11 protein-coding genes and 1 pseudogene are annotated in these 17607 nt (G+C 57.3%); 7 read left to right on the top strand and 5 right to left on the bottom strand.

The window, feature by feature from the left end; all coding sequences use genetic code 11:
- Positions 1 to 1431: 1431 nt before the first annotated feature.
- From ABIB66_RS29330 to ABIB66_RS29320, 3 genes are all read left to right on the top strand, one after another.
- Positions 1432 to 1680, top strand: coding sequence for a helix-turn-helix domain-containing protein (locus tag ABIB66_RS29330; protein WP_354256410.1), 249 nt, complete (start codon positions 1432 to 1434; stop codon positions 1678 to 1680).
- Positions 1681 to 3253: 1573 nt separating this feature from the next.
- Complete coding sequence (locus ABIB66_RS29325; protein WP_354256407.1) at positions 3254 to 3553, top strand: hypothetical protein; 300 nt, start codon at positions 3254 to 3256, stop codon at positions 3551 to 3553.
- Positions 3554 to 3665: 112 nt separating this feature from the next.
- Positions 3666 to 4682 carry a glycosyltransferase family 2 protein gene (locus ABIB66_RS29320; RefSeq protein ID WP_354256404.1) on the top strand — a complete coding sequence of 339 codons (1017 nt, stop codon included), beginning with the start codon at positions 3666 to 3668 and terminating at the stop codon, positions 4680 to 4682.
- Positions 4683 to 4932: 250 nt separating this feature from the next.
- Here ABIB66_RS29320 and ABIB66_RS29315 read toward each other — a convergent pair whose 3' ends face one another.
- On the bottom strand, positions 4933 to 5499 hold the full coding sequence (locus tag ABIB66_RS29315) for a transglutaminase-like cysteine peptidase (protein WP_354256401.1): 567 nt from the start codon (positions 5497 to 5499) through the stop codon (positions 4933 to 4935).
- 1648 nt (positions 5500 to 7147) lie between these two features.
- Here ABIB66_RS29315 and ABIB66_RS29305 point away from each other — a divergent pair.
- On the top strand, positions 7148 to 7468 hold the full coding sequence (locus ABIB66_RS29305) for an H-NS histone family protein (protein WP_275171415.1): 321 nt from the start codon (positions 7148 to 7150) through the stop codon (positions 7466 to 7468).
- A gap of 1432 nt (positions 7469 to 8900) precedes the next feature.
- Positions 8901 to 9119 (top strand): hypothetical protein, encoded by a 219-nt coding sequence (locus ABIB66_RS29300; RefSeq protein WP_354256398.1) that lies wholly within the window; start codon positions 8901 to 8903, stop codon positions 9117 to 9119.
- A 254-nt stretch (positions 9120 to 9373) separates the two neighbouring features.
- Here ABIB66_RS29300 and ABIB66_RS29295 read toward each other — a convergent pair.
- The 3 genes and pseudogenes from ABIB66_RS29295 to ABIB66_RS29285 form a co-directional block, all read right to left on the bottom strand.
- Positions 9374 to 10696, bottom strand: a pseudogene (locus tag ABIB66_RS29295) (phosphohexomutase domain-containing protein).
- Positions 10697 to 11796: 1100 nt separating this feature from the next.
- Positions 11797 to 12924, bottom strand: coding sequence for an ERF family protein (locus tag ABIB66_RS29290; protein ID WP_354256395.1), 1128 nt, complete (start codon positions 12922 to 12924; stop codon positions 11797 to 11799).
- The gene (locus tag ABIB66_RS29285; RefSeq protein ID WP_354256392.1) at positions 12908 to 13723 is read right to left on the bottom strand and encodes a YqaJ viral recombinase family protein; all 816 of its coding nucleotides are present in this window, start codon (positions 13721 to 13723) and stop codon (positions 12908 to 12910) included. Before ABIB66_RS29285 ends, ABIB66_RS29290 begins: the two co-directional genes overlap by 17 nt.
- A gap of 106 nt (positions 13724 to 13829) precedes the next feature.
- Between ABIB66_RS29285 and ABIB66_RS29280 the strand changes: the two genes are divergently transcribed.
- Positions 13830 to 14066: a helix-turn-helix domain-containing protein gene (locus ABIB66_RS29280; protein WP_354256389.1), complete on the top strand. Its 237-nt coding sequence runs from the start codon at positions 13830 to 13832 to the stop codon at positions 14064 to 14066.
- Positions 14067 to 15181: 1115 nt separating this feature from the next.
- Here ABIB66_RS29280 and ABIB66_RS29275 read toward each other — a convergent pair.
- On the bottom strand, positions 15182 to 15625 hold the full coding sequence (locus ABIB66_RS29275) for a hypothetical protein (protein ID WP_354256386.1): 444 nt from the start codon (positions 15623 to 15625) through the stop codon (positions 15182 to 15184).
- Positions 15626 to 16567: 942 nt separating this feature from the next.
- Here ABIB66_RS29275 and ABIB66_RS29270 point away from each other — a divergent pair.
- Positions 16568 to 17437, top strand: coding sequence for a hypothetical protein (locus ABIB66_RS29270; RefSeq protein WP_354256383.1), 870 nt, complete (start codon positions 16568 to 16570; stop codon positions 17435 to 17437).
- Positions 17438 to 17607: the final 170 nt, after the last annotated feature.

The raw sequence follows: 17607 nt of genomic DNA, 5'->3' as shown, positions 1-17607 counted from the left end.
GACCGTGTACGCCGCCTTCCGGCGCCTGGTCGACCTGAGCGGAATGCTGTTCACGGGCGCCATTGACGGCGATATGGCGGAGCTTAGCGACGCTCCGCTCCGCTCGGGGAGGTGAGTTCGTTGGCTTTAAGGCAAAGTCTTAGCGCCGACCCCGGGGAAATCGGCATATAGGCGGGGTCAACTAATCGCGCCGCAAGCTCCGCCGCGCGCGTGCGCGCTGATCCCATCGAGTCAGCATTTGACCAAGCTCGCCCTTCTGCGAAGACTCCTTTTCGTTTCGGTTTGCAGGCTGCCTTGGTAGCCATTTCGGCTGCGTATAGGGCGCCCAGCGGCGCTCTTCGGAGCGGCGCCTACGAGAAATGAGATCTCTGGTCAAGTAACCGGCGCCAAAGGAGACAGAGATCATCGTAGACAAGATGAGGATGGCGAACACTAAACAACTCCACTACGCGCTGCGGCTGGGAATGGGCAGTCCACTGCTTGCTACCGTCGACTCCCTCAGGGCCCCGATTCACATCCTTCAAGGGTGTGCTCGGGAAAAGCAGCGCGACAAGCGCGGCAGCTATGAGCGCTAGCCAGAGCAGCGAAACGATGAAGAGGGCGCAATGCCAATCCACGTCGCGACGCCTGGGCTGCATTGTGTCTCCTTCCGAAAGGCCGTCATCAATTCAGCCGCCTCTGTCATCCTTGCCGTGGGGCTGCGATCGCCGCCGCCGTTGCCCCAACCATTGTTGCCGTGATGATGGACAGCCCTCGCACCAGACGCGGCAATCGCATCCGATGGGAATTTGCGGCGGTCATCGTTCTGGCTGGCATCGTGTTTCCGACGCGGCCTGAAAATTATTAAATCACATTAAATGATTAAATCAAACGTATTTTGTTCCAGGACGAGGTGCCGGTCCACCCCTCGCGTCACCAATCCGGCTGCTCTCGGACCGCACGCCTGCAGACGGTGTACTTGCTCAGCCCCCACATCGATCGCCTGCGCTCAATAGCATGATCGTTCCTGGCTGAGCTTAAGCGGCTACAACAAAGCACGCGCGCCCGGCTGGCGCTACCATGAGGAACACGGCTGGACTATGCGGCGCCGAAAGGGCTTCCGAGGTGCGGCGCTGCGGGGCCTGCGATCAGGCACTGCAGCTATGAGATCATGCGCGCGAGGCGCCGGACGTCTTTGCCCGCACGCGTCGCTCGAGCCAAGTCAATCGGCCGCCCGCGCGGCGGGCAGACTACCAAAAAGCACGTGCTGACTAGCGCGCAACATCTTCCTGTCTGCAATCGGGCCGCCGCAATTACTTGCTGGATCAATTGAGTCCGGACCCAAGGAGCCTGGGCAGTTCGGCCTTCCGAGCCACCTGGGTCTGCAAGCGCCAGTCCGGCAACGTTCAGACCTCCTCACCTTGAACTCATCATTTACGATCTTGATGTACGATGATGGTCCGCAGCGCTTTTGTTGGCATGAGATCGATGTCCAACGATCGACAAGAGATACGCCCGTGGTCGCCTGAAGAAGAAGCGCAACTACTTGCGTTATTCAACGAGGGCATGACTGCAACCGAGCTCGGCAAGCGGCTGGGTCGCAGTCGCCAGGCCGTCTACGGTCGGTTACAGCGCTTTCGTAAGCAGCTAGGTCGAGTAAGCCGAACCAGCGGACGTGCCTTTGCGCAGTGGATCGGATAAGTGCGTGGATTGCGAACAACGCGCCTGTTGGAGCGTCGCCTTAGCCACCTGACGTCGCCTTCTTCAAAAAGCAAAACTAGTGCAGGAATTCGCATAGGATTCGCATAGGATGAGGCTTGGCCGCGCCCTACAGCTCGCGGCTTCTCGCTGCGGCTTGGGGGCCAGACGGCTACCCGAATAATCGCTTGCTCAGGCGTCTACCGACCGGACCAGTTCCAAAAGTGCGCCCGAGGACCCCAGCACAACATCGACCAGCCCGCGGTCACAGCTAACGAATGCCTAGCTTTCGTCGATGGCGTTCTCGAAGTAGCCAACCCATGCGAAACCGCTGCTCGATGTCATTGAGCAACGAACAGGAGCGCCCGCCGGGCTAAAGCACGTAAGTAAGTGTCAGCCAACCCGACACCGCGAAACACACTACAAGTCCGGCATAGGGAAGAGCCACGCTCATTGGTATCTCCCAAGGAAAGAATTACGTCGAAATTGCCGTCCTACCGACGCTCGCATCTACGACGAGCTTAAGGCCTCGTCTTATCGCAAGGGGGGCTTTCCTAGCGACCCTCCGTTTTCGGAGTTCGTTCTCTGCTAGCGCAACGCGACTGCGCAGCCCTTGGACCTCCAGCATCAAGTCGTTTAACTTTTGGAGTTCCTCAGAAAAATGGCGGCGACGTGGACTACAAAAAGCATCCATTGGGCCCTCACAAATCACTCATATGCTGCAAAAAGATACCTTAATAGAATGATAATACCCCTATTTTCCGATTTTCAAAATAGTTTTTTGAAAGCGCTTCTGAGTTCCCTCGACGAACTGAAGGCTGGCCTTGCGAGCTCCGCTGAATTGAACCATGCTATTTAATTTGGATTATAGGGTTGACATTGCGGCAGTATATCGGAATTCGGTAGCATCTCTATTTTGAGATTCAGCCGCTCTAGATTTGATTTGCCGGAGCGCGTTTATTCCTCTGGGACTGATTTCGGCTTGCTCAATTAACCGCGCGCGCCTTGGGGTGCTCGTGACTTTCGGTGATCCCGTGAAGTGTTGAGAGTTCGAGGCCCAGAATGATTTTGGATCTTCTTGTCATCGTGCTGGCCGTATCCGCCATCTCGTCATTAGTCGCAAACCATGTTGTTCGTCGACGAGACGTTCTGTGGCAGGTGCGAAGGAATAATCGGGGAGGTCGCCACGCTTCTCATGTCAGAAGCTGCGCCCGGAATTCGAGCGCGACGTCGGCCGACTCAACGTCGCAGCCGATCAACGACCTTGGCTCGCGATCCAGCGGAGATGCGCCGAACTTTGATCGCCCGAGAGCGGCGGCCATTGCGATCCTTAGGTCCCTCAACTCATACGGGTCGTAATGGCCGCGCAAAAATTTCGATGCCTTGTCGGAATACGGCAACTGCTTCGGGCGTCACCTGCGCAATTCGGGAGCCACGCTGAATGACTTCACAATTGACACGTGACAAGCGGCGTCGATGACAAAAGGAGACAAGCTCCGCTTCACTGGCGACTGTTGTTGCGAGGCCGACACGACGACTCGATGCATCTGCGTGTTTGCCAAGGCGCGGCCGCAGAATGGCTTTCCTCGCCGCCGCCAAAGATCGGCAGTCATCAACGGCTGACGATACTCTGGTCTCCAATGACCCCACCGTCACCACCTATGTGTCCCACGGCTCAATGTGCGAGGATCCGCCGGCTTACGCAATATTTCGTGGTACGATCCATATATATGGCCATGGGCACACTGCGATCCATGGTCGACCTTCCGAAAAGGAAGCTGAACCGGGCAAATCGGCTCCAGTGCTCGATAAACTAAAATTTAATGCCTACCGCAAACTTTTTATGATATTCATTTCATGTTTAATTGCGAATTAAAGGTATGTTGCCGCGGGCTCCAATCAGGGGAAGATCGGGGGTAGGCGCGCCAAGGCAGCGAGGGACGAGGCGATTGCATGCTCGAAGCGTTCGTTAGCTGCGGAGGGGAGTTGTGAGCGAACCTCTCGTCAGCGTGGTCATTCCCGCATACAACGCTTCCGCGACAATTGACGAAACGCTCCGGAGCGTCCGATCGCAGTCACATGAGCTACTCGAGATCGTCGTCGTGGATGACGGCTCGACCGACAACACCGCCATGGTCGCACAAAGACACGTTGATCAGGATCCCCGGATCAGGATCATCAGGCAGGACCATGCGGGAGTCGCGGCCGCGCGAAATCGCGGATGGCGAAGCGTTCACGCTGATTTCATCGGATTCGTCGATGCCGATGATCTTTGGGCGCCCACCAAGGTCCAACGTGAGCTTCAGGCCCTGATTTCGGGAGGAGAAAAGACTGGCCTTGCATACAGCTGGCACGTGCGTATCGACGCCGACAGCCGTGAGTTCTGCAAAGCGGCTCCGGTCTATTGCGCAGGCGATGTTCTGGACGACATCCTCACATGGAATTTTGTAGGTAACGGCAGCGCGGTACTTGTCCGTCGGGAAGCGCTGCAAGCCGTCAATGGATTCGACAGCCAGCTTTACGCGGCAGGCGCGCAAGGCTGCGAGGATCTGCTTTTCTATTGCCGCGTGGCGGAGAAATATCACTTCGCTGTCGTTCCCGAACATCTGACTGGCTACCGCTTTTTGCCGGAGAATATGTCGAGCAACCTGCCGAGCATGCTGCGGTCCTACATGCTGGTCGCAGACAAGATGGCCGTTCTCCATCCCGACCGCGCGCATAGGTTGGACCTTGGAGTTCAAAATTACAGCATCACGTTGCTGCGGGTGGCCTTGGCCAACTGCAAATTTGGCTACTTTGCAACTTGCCTAGCGCTCGTGGGTCGTCGGGACCCGTTGCTAACAGTGAAAGCGCTGGCGTTTAAGCTGCCACGCGACGTTCTGAGCTGGTTGCGCTCGGGCCTCCAAGCCCGGCTTGGACCGTGCCGGCGCGAATTTCCGGAGCCGAGTTCGTGTTTTCAGATCGGCGAACTAGGCCATGAGAGGGCAAGAAAGATGGCAGAGTAAAGTGGCGCGTCAGATGAATGGGCGCCTTCGCTGGCATCTCATCACCGGCATTTCCACCTTTGCCGCTTCTGGGGTATCACTTTTGGGAAGGATACGAAGCGGCAAGCACCGAGCCGAGCAATAGGAATGCGGCAAATGTTAAGATACGGGGACGCGGCGTACTAGCGCGAGTGCTGCGAAAGCGTAGGGTATGGAATAAGGTACTTTGGTCGGGCTCGGGGCTTTAGGAAATTTTGTCGACGAGACACACTCACTCGCCGACGTCGGCAATCGTGGTCCACAGCTGAGGGGTGTTCGGCATTTGAATTCGTATCCAGCGATACGGCGCACGCGCCCACGGTTTGATTTGCGGCGTCAGATTGTCGAGAACTAGAGTACCGCTTCGGGTACGCACGACGACAACAAGATGATGTTTTCCCAATTTTGTGACGACCTCACTCAGCAGCAGCGCCCCCGCGGGCCAGCCGCGATTGAGCAGTTCGTGGCGCTTGCTCACTGCGTAGTCGTTGCAATCGCCCCGACTCGGATTGATCAACCAGGTTTCGACAACTGGGCCCAATTCCTGGTTCTCAGGAATGATGCTGCGATTAACGGTCTGATTAACCAGCTTAAGATCGGCCCAGCGTTTGTCAGTGAGGCGAACCGCCCCGCCGCGAAACAACGGCCTTCTGCGGCATTCATCCCCGTAGCGCAGGCAAAACATAGTGTAGGCCATCGGTGGCAGCGTGGGGGTCCCGAATTGGATGTGCTGGTTCACTGAGATCGTTCTCGGGGGCATGTCCAATTGTCCCGCATTGCCGGGCTGCAACCCGGTCATCATCTCCCCGACTGCCAGCGCGGCTCCGGCTAAAGCGGCGGAAAAGGGTGCATTTGGAGCTCCCCACGTACTTATAACTTCCTACGTACTGTCTGCCGTAGACGCGGGCGGAAGGCGTAGAGTATTAGTGCCGTCGCCGGCGTGACGTGCGTCGTTGCGCAGACATCACTATAGGTTGTTTGACAAACGGCTTCGACCGGAAATGGTTCCTAAGATCCGCCTCTAGCATCGGAAACCGAACAGAGTGCTGGAGACCAGCTTGGGATGTCGGCGAGATGAGCTCCGATTGCAGCACCCCGCGTGCCGCAGTTTGCTGCATTGCGCCAAAGCGGTCCGGCTTGAGAACAAGGTGGCGCAAAAATCGGTGGTGCTGGACCTACCAGCAGTTGGGCAGGTGCGATCGCAACTACTGAGAGATTGGCAAAGGTCGCCAGCTGCGTGCTACGCATGGTTCGCAAGATTTTGCGCCGGCAGTAGCAGTGAGGCGGGTGCCAATACCAACCACAGGTTGTCAGCAGCGCCACGGGGTGAGCTGATGCGCGGACATTCACGATGATGAGCGTTCGAAATCCGGGCGTGCGACAACAGCCTCGCTCGAAGCCTGAGCGGTGCGTGGGCCACGAACGGGCCAGTCGCCCATAAGTCCAGCGCAACCGGCAACGGCGTGATCTGCAAGTTATCCCACCAAGCTCGTTCATTGCCCACCGATGCAGCTCTTGGCGATGGGCACGGCAGAGCGGCACCGTGAACTCGTCGCCGACCTTGCGCCCGAGAGTGCTCGGCTGAGCGAATCTCAGATGATGAGCGTCGCTCGGGGCTGCGACCGTACCCGGGAGCAGCTCCATTGTTATTTCGAGCGTTGGTTCGATGCCGCTGGCCGGCGAACGGGCAACGTGTTCAAGCTTGTTCTGATAAGCGGGCGAGCCGGGCCTCCGATTCCAGAAGGGTGTTCTTTGAGCGCTAGGCTGGCCTTCGCCCAGGGGAGCAGATCTTCAAGTTGGCTCAACATTGTTCGCGGAGCTCGGCGGACTTTGGTGGGTCTGCACCGGTGCACGGTTGAGAACGCTTCCATAGTCCGCTTTCGTTGTTGCGCCGAGAGGTGATTGCGGCTCGCGGCGTCGAACATCCTCCGGCTGCTGTTCATCGACGAGACTGAAGCCTCGACCATGATGCCGCGGCTCATGGCCGTTCACCGTATGGCAGCGGCGCTCTGCCGCCTTCACCGCCCTGGAGCGTCTGAACTTCTTCGTCGCAGCCGGTTATGATCGCGCCTGATCAGAATCTGCTCGATAAACGCTCTGTTTCCATTTCAATTTGAGCTCGTCCGTCCGAGTCTCTCAATGGCAGCTCTAATTTCTTCGTTCACGCTGCAAATTGTTCTCGATCTTCTGCCTTTTTAGCGACGTGGGTCAGCGACGGAGTGCGGTGCCCGGTAGCCAAAAGGTGACAGTGCAGAATTGCCTATCGCAAACCGGATCGGCGAATTAAATGCCCAGCGTTTTTCGCGCGCCACTGTATTACCGCCTTCTTGCCTTTATCGCCGCTGGTTGCTGCAATTAAATGTGGATTGGGGAACAGATTTGTAAGCCGTGCCTTGCCCGCTGCTTGGGCTTGATGGATTAATGCTCTTAGAACCGGGGACGGACCTATGAACATCGATCATCTGAAGTTGCTATCGCTTGACGAGCTTTCGGAAATTCGCGACGAGGTGATCGCCAAACTTGGCGACGCGATGTTGGCGGAAAAAGCTAGATTGGAGGAACGGCTGCGCAGGATCGGAATGGCTCACGAAGTCACCCGGTTTGAACGTAAGCGCCGCCAATACCCGCCCGTTCGTCCGAAGTATCGGAATCCAAAGAATCCGACGGAGACCTGGTCGGGGCGGGGCAGGGTGCCGCGATGGCTCAAGCCGCAACTTCGAGGCGGCCGCAAGCTGGCTGATTTCCTTATTGCCAAAGCTCTTGATTAGACGCGGCCGATCACTTGATCACGCAGCCATCTGCACCCTGTCGGCCGAAGAAATATCATAAAGGTGCTTCGGGTTTGCGACGCTCGGTGCGCGCCGAGAAATGCCGCGGCCGCAGCGAGCTGATGCGGTTTGGAGGGGCCGTTTGCGGGACGCCCGAGGTCATCATCTGTTGAAGGCCAAGCCGCGCGGCCGCAGATCGTGAGCCGAGCTGCAAGCCCCCGCTCAGATGTCGGTCTCGCTGTCTCATTCGCGGGCGCACCGGCTTCTCTCCTGAGAGAGCAAACTCGGACGCTAGGCGTTGAACAATGAACGCTTTGCGACTTGCACGGCTGCGCGAAGGCGGCCTTCGCCTCGCGACTGCCAAAACAAATGCGTTGACCCACAGTCTGCCTCGCCTTGACGAGCGATGCGGGCGGCCTCAGCTCAGCCGGTCTATTTCGTGCGGAGCAGCGCGTACGATGAGATAGTGCACGATTTTGTCCTTCTTAAGAAACCCGAATTAAACGAGAAGTTGATGTCCGGGATACAGGAGCGCATGGCGCATGGCCGATTAAAATGCCCACGCTCAAAACAATTAAAAAAAGAGCAACCAGGTACTCACGGCCACCTTCCCCCTTGGAAGTGAACCTAGCTGTTTATGCGCAGTCAAAGCATCGCGCAGCGAACCGCGATTTCAGCGGCGGCTGAGGGTTCATTGCCCCGGGCGGTCTATCGTCGGAACGCAAGAAAAAGGAGTGTGCCGACGATGGCGGTCGCGAGAAGTGGAAACCAAATGTCCGGCACTTCAGGGACTCCGACTCGCTGCGTCGGATTGAATGATTTCCGAACCACCAGTTGGTGGGGTTGCCTGACAACAGGGCATCGATTTCCATGATTCGATATTCGTCGTATGGAAGTTCGAACTATCGTGCACCTGCCAAGCAGTTCCCTTATCGCGACCCGCTGGAAGCCGAGTACCTTCAGCTCATCGAGCTGCGAGAGCCGGTCAGAAAGGCCGAAGCTGCGGCCTCAAAACGGCTTACCGTCGCGACAAAGAAAAAGAACTCGCCGCAACGAAGATGAATTCGCTGGCAGGCATCTGTTCGATGCACGCGGCGGAGCTTGTGGCGCCCGGGTTGTAACCACCGAAGTAAAGTTGTCTACACTGGTCGGATGGGCTTGGTGGGCAGGCTTGGCGAGAATGCGTGCAGTCGGGACAATCCTTCGGATTCCCGGCGATGCACTGCCATCCGGTCTTTTTCAAGTTCTCTCGCAGGCATTAGACCTTGTCCGCCGAGCTGTGGCTGAAAACCGCCCTCAGGCTCTCATTTTGCGCCTTGCTTTGGTCGAACCGATGACTCCCTGAACTTCGCTTCCGCTCCTTCCCAAGGTGACGGGCCTTATCCCTTCCTCCCGCCTTTTAGCTTGATCCTTTTGGCACTGATCGCAGGCCATGGCGCTCATGATGATGGGAACGCGCGCCAAGCAGCGTTTGGTCGCGCCGTTAAGCAACAAAGGCTGCAATGAAGCGTTGAACAAGAAGATCTGGACGGTACCTGCAATACGCGCGAAAACGGGTCGCGAACATCGTGTGCCGCTGTCCGGTCGCGCCATGGCGATCCTCATTGATGAAAAGCTTCAATTTGTGCCGTTCGGGTTGTCGATGCCATGAAGCGTGATCGCGATTTGTGTTTTCGAACCAAATGTGAGCGCGGAAAGAAGCAGCCCGAAGGCACGGAATTATGACGGCATCGGTCGCCTGATCATCCTGTTCGTTCGGTGCTCCCCGCAAGGTGCACCACGCGGTCGGGCGAGACCTCGTCGAACACACGCGTCAAGCGAGTTTAGGCCAACTGCAGCTCATTGTCGGCTGAAAGGTGAGCCAGCAACAATGCCCGAGATGAACATCAGCCCAGATGCTTCCGGTTATATCTTCTGATTGTACTCGCCGACCTTCGGATGCGTGCGCAGCATGCTGTTCACCATCTCGAACATGTCGTGCATGCGCTGCTCGGAGACCGGGCTCTCGACCGCGACGACGAGCTCGGGCGTGTTGGAGGAGGCGCGCACCAGGCCCCAGCTCCCGTCCTCGACCGTGACGCGCACCCCGTGGACGGTGACGAGGTCGCGGATCGCCTGGCCGCCGATCTTCGCGCCGTTCGCCTGCAAGCCTTCGAAGCGCTTCACGACTTGATCGATGGCGCCGTACTTCACTTCGTCGGCCCAATGCGGCGACATGGTCGGCGACGACCAGGTCTTTGGCAGCGCGTCCTTCAGGTCGGCCATCGACTTGCCGGGCGCACGGTCGAGCATGTCGCAGATCGCGAGCGGCGAGACGAGACCGTCATCATAGCCGCGTCCATACGGCTTGTTGAAGAAGAAGTGGCCGGACTTCTCGAAGCCGGCGAGCACTGGATCGGTGATGAAGAGGCCGGTCGACTTCACGTCGACATGTCGCGCGCCAGCATCACGCCGACCTTGTCGGCAAAGATTTCCTCACCGGTGTTGTCGACGCGCCGCAGCAATCGCCGTCACCGTCGAAACCGAGACCCACATGGGCCTTGTGCTACAGCACCGCGTCGCGGATCGCGTGCAGCATCTCCATGTCTTCGGGATTAGGGTTGTATTTCGGGAAGGTGTGGTCGAGCTCGGTATCGAGCGGGATCGCCTCGCAGCCGATCGCCTCCAGCACCTGCGGCGCGAACGCGCCCGCGGTGCCGTTGCCGCAAGCCGCGATCACCTTCAGCTTGCGCTTCAGCTTCGGACGGCTGGTGAGGTCGGCGATGTAGCGCGCCGGATAATTTTCGTGGAACTGATAGGAGCCGCCGGCCTTGTTCTTGAACTCGGCGCCCAGCACGATCTCCTTCAGCCGCGTCATCTCGTGGGGCCGAAGGTCAGCGGACGATTGGCGCCCATCTTCACGCCGGTCCAGCCATTGTCGTTGTGCGAGGCCGTGACCATGGCGCAGCAGGGGACGTCGAGATCGAATTGCGCGAAATAGGCCATCGGCGTCACCGCGAGCCGATGTCGTGCACCTTGCACCCGGCCGCCATCACGCCGGAGATCAGCGCGTATTTGATCGAGGCCGAATAGCCGCGGAAATCATGGCCGGTCACGATCTCCTGTTTGACGCCGAGCTCCGCGATCAGCGCACCCAGCCCCATGCCGAGCGCCTGCACGCATCAGGTTGATTTCCTTCTGAAACAGCCAGGGCGCGTCGTACTAACGAAACCCGGTCGCCTTCACCATGGGCTCGGATTCGAAGGCATAGGTGTTGGGCGAATTTCGGCTTGGGCAACATGAGGTGATCTCGCAAAGAGAAGAGAGAACGTAATGGTAAGCATGCTGAATGCCCAAGCAAGGCGAAAATATATGCGCCTGAAACGCGACTATCTCTTAGTTGAACTGGGGCGTCGACCTGGCGAACTGATCTGCTGACAATTACGAGGTAACGGTTTCTGGCTCGATTTCTTCTAGGCCGAAGATCTGGCCAAATGCCGGTGCACCCGATGAATTATTCCAGAGCGGATCTGTCAGCACTGGCTGGAAAAAGCGTCCAAACATCCTGGGCACCTTGCACGCTCTGTTTTAGGTCGAGATCTTAGTTTAGTTTGCTGTTTCGAAAGCAATAGATCAGGCTAGATGTCGACCGGGTCGTGGTGGTGCACGGTGGCTTTCTGTTTCGACCTTCAATTGAGCACGTGTTGGGAGTTGGTATCGTTCGAACTCGAATCCCACGATTTCGGAAACCCATGCAATCCGAACGTCATTGATCGTGTCGAGACATCGCGAGTGGAGGTGATATCGATCATTCGTCAAGGACGGCTGGATGTACCGCCACCAAGTCGTGCCATTGACGAGATGCACCAAGAAGTTCTCACACTGGCGTTGTTGAGCTAGAACTTCCCTTGACATTGTCTGTTGTGCGTTTTCTCGATAAGTGAGATGCCAGCCCCGCATTTTGCCGACCTTGATGTCAAGCGCGACGCAGCCGTGAGGAAGGTGCGCGCCACCAGCTACATAATGGTCAGTTTGTGCAAATTTGACTTCATCGTTTGCCGTGATCTCACCCACTACTGGAATAGGCTTGGCCGCCCAAACGTAGGGCTCCGACGCGTAGCTAAAGCCTAGTAGTTCGTAGGGTACGCAAAGGACGCGACCGATTTCCGCGGCTCGATTGGCGTCGAGCCATATGTCGCATTGCTCCAATTTTCGAATGGTTTCTCCAGAAATTCCGAGTTTACGTCCTAGCTCCGCTCTTTTCAGACCAGCCTTGTTGCGAAAAAACCGAAGTGAATTGCCGGGTGGTGCCGTTAGGAGTCGGCTCCGCTCCTTCCGCAAAGCACGGTTCATTGTCTTCGTGCCTCCGACATCTCGCTGATGCCTAAATTGATCGGGCTCGCAGTCCATAATTCTTTTGCAACTCGCAAGGGTTCGATTTGCATATTGCTCCACCACGAGCGTTCGTTTCCGTGCCGATGCAGAGCTTGGTGGTGCGACCGGCAAAGTGGAACGGTGAACTCATCGCTGACTTTGCGACCTAATGTTTGAGCTTGCGCAAACTTCAGATGGTGAGCATCGACAGGGTGTTTCTTACAGTTGAGGCAAGCTTGGCTCCGGACGAAGGCAAGGTGTACCTTGCTGCGCTTTCGCGGGGGCTCCTTTGGAAAGGCGAGGCCAGCGCCTTGCTGTTCCACGGCAGGACCAGTAGTCACCGGTCGAAGATTCCGCTGCGCGGAAACCGGAGCGGTCGATGCTGCCGATTGTGGGTCAGCTTCGGCGAGTTCGGGAGCAGCCGTTACCTCGAACTTCGCGGGGTAAGCCGCAACAATGCGGGCGTCTGCCTCAAGGAGGGTGTCTTGCGCCGTAGGTTGGTCTTCGCCCAAGACCAAAGTGTCGCCGCGGCATGCGAGCTCGTGAAGCAATCGCTCCGAGAGCTCGGAGGAACGTTGGGGCGACAAAATCGTATAGCGGTTGACGAGGCCATTGGGTGACTTGCCTCTTGGCCTCGGGGTAGGTCGCGGTTCGGCCGCGGCCGGGGATCCAGTCATCGCATCGGGAGCGTCCAGATCATCCTGGCCGGCGATTCCCACGAAGGCGAACAGGGCATAACGTCGGGCATAGGTTAGCGCTGCTTCCATTCGGTGGGGCGCCTCGATGTCTTTCCCAGAGCAGACCGGCAAGTCGGAGGAAATCCATTCCCCTGAGGCGTGGGCAAGCAGGGTGGTGAGATGGATGTGGCCGGTGGGCTGCTCGATCCGGGTGGTCTGGATCGTTGCGATCTCTTGCTGGCTCAGAGTCTTGCGGATGATGTCCAGGCCCGAGGCAAGAGAAGCGTAGCGCAAGGTCCTGTTGTCCTCTCGCGGGTAGGGCGACCGAATAGCGGCGGTTAGGATCTTCTCCGAGTTCATCAGTTCCGCCTGGGCCCGGGCAAGGGCGGCTGCGATGGTCCCGATACGCTCACTGGACCGGTGCATCGGATCCCTCCATGGAATAGGAATCGAAGCTGATAGCGTCAGACTTGGAGCGCTTTGCCTTCACCCCGTGGCCAGTTGCCTCCTTGGCGTCCTGCGGCATGGCCTTCTTCAAATCAGCCTTAGCGGCTTCATGCTCCCCATGTGCCTCCAGCGTGCGGAGGTAGGTGGCGGCTAGGTCCGCCCATTCAGTGGAAGCGGATATGTCGACGGTTTTGACCGCCTCGAACCTCGGGCGGGGTGTCTCAATGTTGAACAGGACGGGAGGCTCGCCCGTTTGGACGCAGCGCCAAAACCTTCTCTCTGCGGTGAGCAGCAGGTGCTGATAGAGCGGGTCGGCGTGAATTTTGATCTCCACCCATCTGCCGCCTCCAGTGATGATGGAGAGCTCCGCCGCCCGCGCTGCGATGACCCACATGTTGTGCTGCAGCTGCGCCATGTGCTTCTCGGCTGCAACCTCCTCCGAGAAATTCCAGGGCAGCATGAACTTGGCCCCGAACACGGCCCCGGTCTGCTCGACGCGCCCATCGAGCGTCGCGCCCATCCATTTGTGGACCGGGTGCCGGACCTTCCGCTGTACGTCCTCGACCGTGTGGCCGCTAGTCCGCTCGTACCAGCTTCGATTGAGGTCCTCGGTTATCTTGCCGAGTTGGACAATCAGTTCTTGGCTGAGGTCCTGGGGCGCAATCTCGCCACGCTTTTCACGCCAAAGCCTGACGAGCTTTTCCTGATCATCTCCCATGATGATCTGAGCGTCGGATCCGCCAATGAAGCTGCGACGATGGCTTGAATCAAGTAGCATCGAGAACTCCCATGTTCGCCTCGAGGATTCGTAACGTTGAAACAAAATCAGAATAATTACACGATAAGCTCAAATCAGTATTTTCAACTGAAAAAAGTAAAAAGTTATGATTTTTCGGCCGGTGCAGTGCCGAATGGCCCGTGCGGCCTTGGGATGGAGCGTTCGCGAGCTTGCTTCGGAGGCGAAAGTGGCGATTGACACGGTTGCGAGGTTTGAGCGCGGAGACGAGTTGAAGGAGCGAACGATCGAGGCACTCCGCTCAGCGCTGGAAATGGGAGGCGTGGAGTTTATCGACGAGAATGGGGGCGGCGCGGGGGTCCGGCTACGCAAACCATCACGCTAGCTTCTACGTAGATTCTCAAACATCGGATTGACGCCGGACGGCCCCATTCGACTCGGCGTCGCGTCAGTTCGGGCCAGGGCAAGACCTTGATCGTCCGCGGCCTTAGCCGCGAGTTGGCGATCGGCAGGATTCCAGGCCGAGTTCGGCCGCGCCCTTCGAGAGTTCGGTTCGTGAGCGCCTGGCCGTCGTGGTCGTAAGTGGCGATACTCCCGGCGGATCGCCGCTTTCCCAATGATCTGTACGAGCCACGCTTCCATGAAGCCAGATCTCGGTACTGCCGGTTTTGCGTTGGCCACAACCCACGGAGAGCGCAGTTGGGGCAGGAAAAAGCACTGATACCTGCGAGCAGGCCGATCGCCTTCCTAAAGGGCGCAGCGAAGTCGGCACGTGGGTGCGTTGTGCCTACGTCGAACACTTCTTCGAAAGCTTCGTCGGCGCGCCATTCATCGTCGAAGCCCGCTCAAGATGCTCCGCAAGGACCAACTTCCACACTGTTGTCCGTCATTTGAATCGGCCGGCCTTCAGTGCGCCGATTCCCGCCGAACGTCTTCACGTGGCGCATTGGCCCCAGATCGCGCGCTATCGGTCGCAAATCGCTCTGGTTGTGAACAAAGTGCCTATGACTCTCTATGCATCAGGTGCCGATCAGACTCGATGGCCTTGCTGACCGTGATCCCGCGCCTGCGCAAGGAGCGGGCGGCTGCGATAATGGCGGTCGACGATCTCATATTGGTGCGCCTAGGCGATCCATATTCATGCGTATGACTAAGCGAAGATATTCCGGCGGATCGCCGCTATTTCATCATCTCCACGACTCCAGCTTCGATGAGGGCGAACGCCAGATCGTCCTGCTGCGAATTCGCTTCATCGCTTGAATTCCACTGCGATTGCGCAATGCCGCTCTCCATCGCGCGACAACACTTGCGCGGAAGAATGCAGCGAAACGTAGGTACGCTGATCCACGACCCGCGTCAGCTCTGAACTCGCTTCCAGTAAAATAGCGACAGAGCGGAGAACCTCCGCTCGGTCGCAGTCCAATGGTGTCGATACCATCAAGATTAAACCGTTCTTGGCAATCCCAAAGTCTGTGCGTGCAGCGTGATACCGCGGGCCTCTCAATCCCAGTCATATTCAAAAGCGCGAGACTTCCTCGGTGGTGTGACCGGTCTGGCTCGATTACCGTTTTTCTTTTTCGGCCCCCTTGTTGCTCTGACAACGTGCGCGACTCCTTCCTCGATTGCTAACGTCGAATACTTTCCGCCCAAATGTTCACGTTCTTTCAGCACTAGGTGGGCTGCCAGGCGAAGCGCTCCGATCATAATTGTCTCTATCCCCGCCGCGTATTCAAATTCGCGATACTCGAGGTCGGAACCGTCCGGACGGCGCTCAACCTTCGGAAGACTGAGCGCTTGCCTCTCGTCATCTGGCGCAAGCTGAGTACCGCTCAGCACTAAGAGCTGTTTCTGAGATTCAAGCAGCCTCAAAACGTTTGGCATTATCGGTGCAGCAGATGGGCTTCCAGCTACAGTCCTCAAGATTGCCGCGGCAAGATCGGCCAAGTGCCTTTTCACTTGCTGTTTTGCGCGCAAGGTAGCGATGTCGTGATCAGCGTTCTCGCTCACGAGCTTCAGTGCGGGCGGTCCTTCCTTAGATTTTTGTCACAATAGCGCGCTGCTGCTTGGATTGTTCACTTTTCGGGAGACTCGATTGCGTCGCTTTCATTCATCGCAGGCGAAATCGACGAGCTTGGCATTCCTGAATGCCATTATCAGTGAACCAACGAAGTGTAGACGATAATGATGATGCATCAACAAAAATGGCGCGCGATTGCACCATAGTGGTGTTGGCTCGCTTGGCTCGTGCATTAAAGAACACCCCTGATTAGCTGCTCATCCGTCAAAAGAAGAACCACGGTTGATTCGGAACGTGCGATCAAGCACCGGGCCGCGGTAGCCTGCCTTTCCGTTGCAGGAATGTTATCGTCTGCCCCGTCGGGTGAACTCCGCTCAGGCCGAGCGCTGAACGGGCATCCCCCGTGCTCGCCACAAGACGCTGAAACTGTCGCGGGTTGGCGATTGTCCGACCTTTGGTCTGCGACGACCCTGGTGCGTCACAAGGCCGACCGACAGTTGCAAGCAGTGCGTCTCCGATCCGGAAACAATTTGGAGTCATGAGGATCAAAACCAAGAAGAGGTCAATAGATTCCGCCCCGCTTGATGCAGGACCCAACACCGTAGCTGGGCCCTTTCTTGCTGCGTGACTATGATGACCGCCCTAGCCGCGCCGCGCGTTTCGCAACGCATTTACCCATCCATGGTTTTGACCTTAGTACAAAAGACAATCACTAGAAAAATGAGAAGGGGGTGTGAACCGATGGTCTGCGCGCTGGACAGCGTCATCTAGCGAACTCGTTAATTCAAATTAACGCGGAAAATATCACCTCTGGAATATCGGCGAATAAATTGTATGGTTTGATTCGTCGGGCCGGCAACGGAGTAAGAATGCGAGTACGAATCGAAGCGCAGACCAAAGCTGCGCACGCTTTGGCCAACAAGATCCCAGATCACGTCATTGGACTTTTCGTTGAGCCTGTCCTGCTCGAAGGCGAAGACCCGAACGGTTATTGGAATATGGTTTCGGCGATGATCGACGAGCGTCCGCCGGAAACCTTCTTGGATTGGATTGAGCTCAACGACATGGCCACTAAATTATGGGAGGAACGAGTTTTTCGGCGAACGACTAATGCAATCATCCGCGGAGGCCAGCGGCTTGCTGTGCAGCAGTTCATGAGCGAGATTCTCCCAGGCGAGCATCTTACCAAGAGATTGAAGAAGGCCGACGACACCGCCGATCATCGGGCAAGCAGGTATTTTAGCGAGAACAAGAAGGAGCGCCAAGAGATTCGGTCTCAGCTGGCGACGTATGGAATCACGGAAGCAGAGCTACTTGCGCGATCCGCACAAAACAATAGCGACGCAATCTTGATGTTTGAGGGAATGGTTTCATCGCGCGAACGCAGCCGCCGAAAAATTCAAAACGACATCAGAAGGCGCCGGTCTCCCCAAGAGGTTCAGGCACAAGACCAAGGAGATCTAAATGCGGGTCGGCATGGGCCTTGCCAAGAGGTGAAGACGGAAGCGAACCAGGATTTCGATGCGCACAATCACGTTGATCTCCGGTCTTGCCAAGAGCTGGAGTCGACATCGACCGATGGAGCAGGTCTTCATCAAGCCAACCAGCGTGGGTCTTGCCAAGAGGTGGAAGCGAAGCAGGATCGAAGGCTGCGTCACTTGGGCGAGCCTAGGTCTTGTCAAGAGGCGAAAGTAACAATGGCCGTTGAATCAGAAGTCCAACATCATCATGGCCACTGAAAAGCAGATCAGAGCTAATCGCGAGAATGCCAAGCGGAGTACAGGGCCGAGAAGTCCGGCCGGGCAGCTCAAGTCGAGCCGCAATGCCCTGCGCCATGGTCTTGCAATTTCCACAGCCGCTGGTCCTGCAGTCGGAACGCAGGCTTACGGATTAGCGCAGCTGTTGACCC

It is taken from the genome of Bradyrhizobium sp. F1.13.3 (genome assembly GCF_040548265.1).
Classification (GTDB): Bacteria; Pseudomonadota; Alphaproteobacteria; order Rhizobiales; family Xanthobacteraceae; genus Bradyrhizobium.
This window is presented reverse-complemented; position numbering and strand designations above follow the sequence as displayed.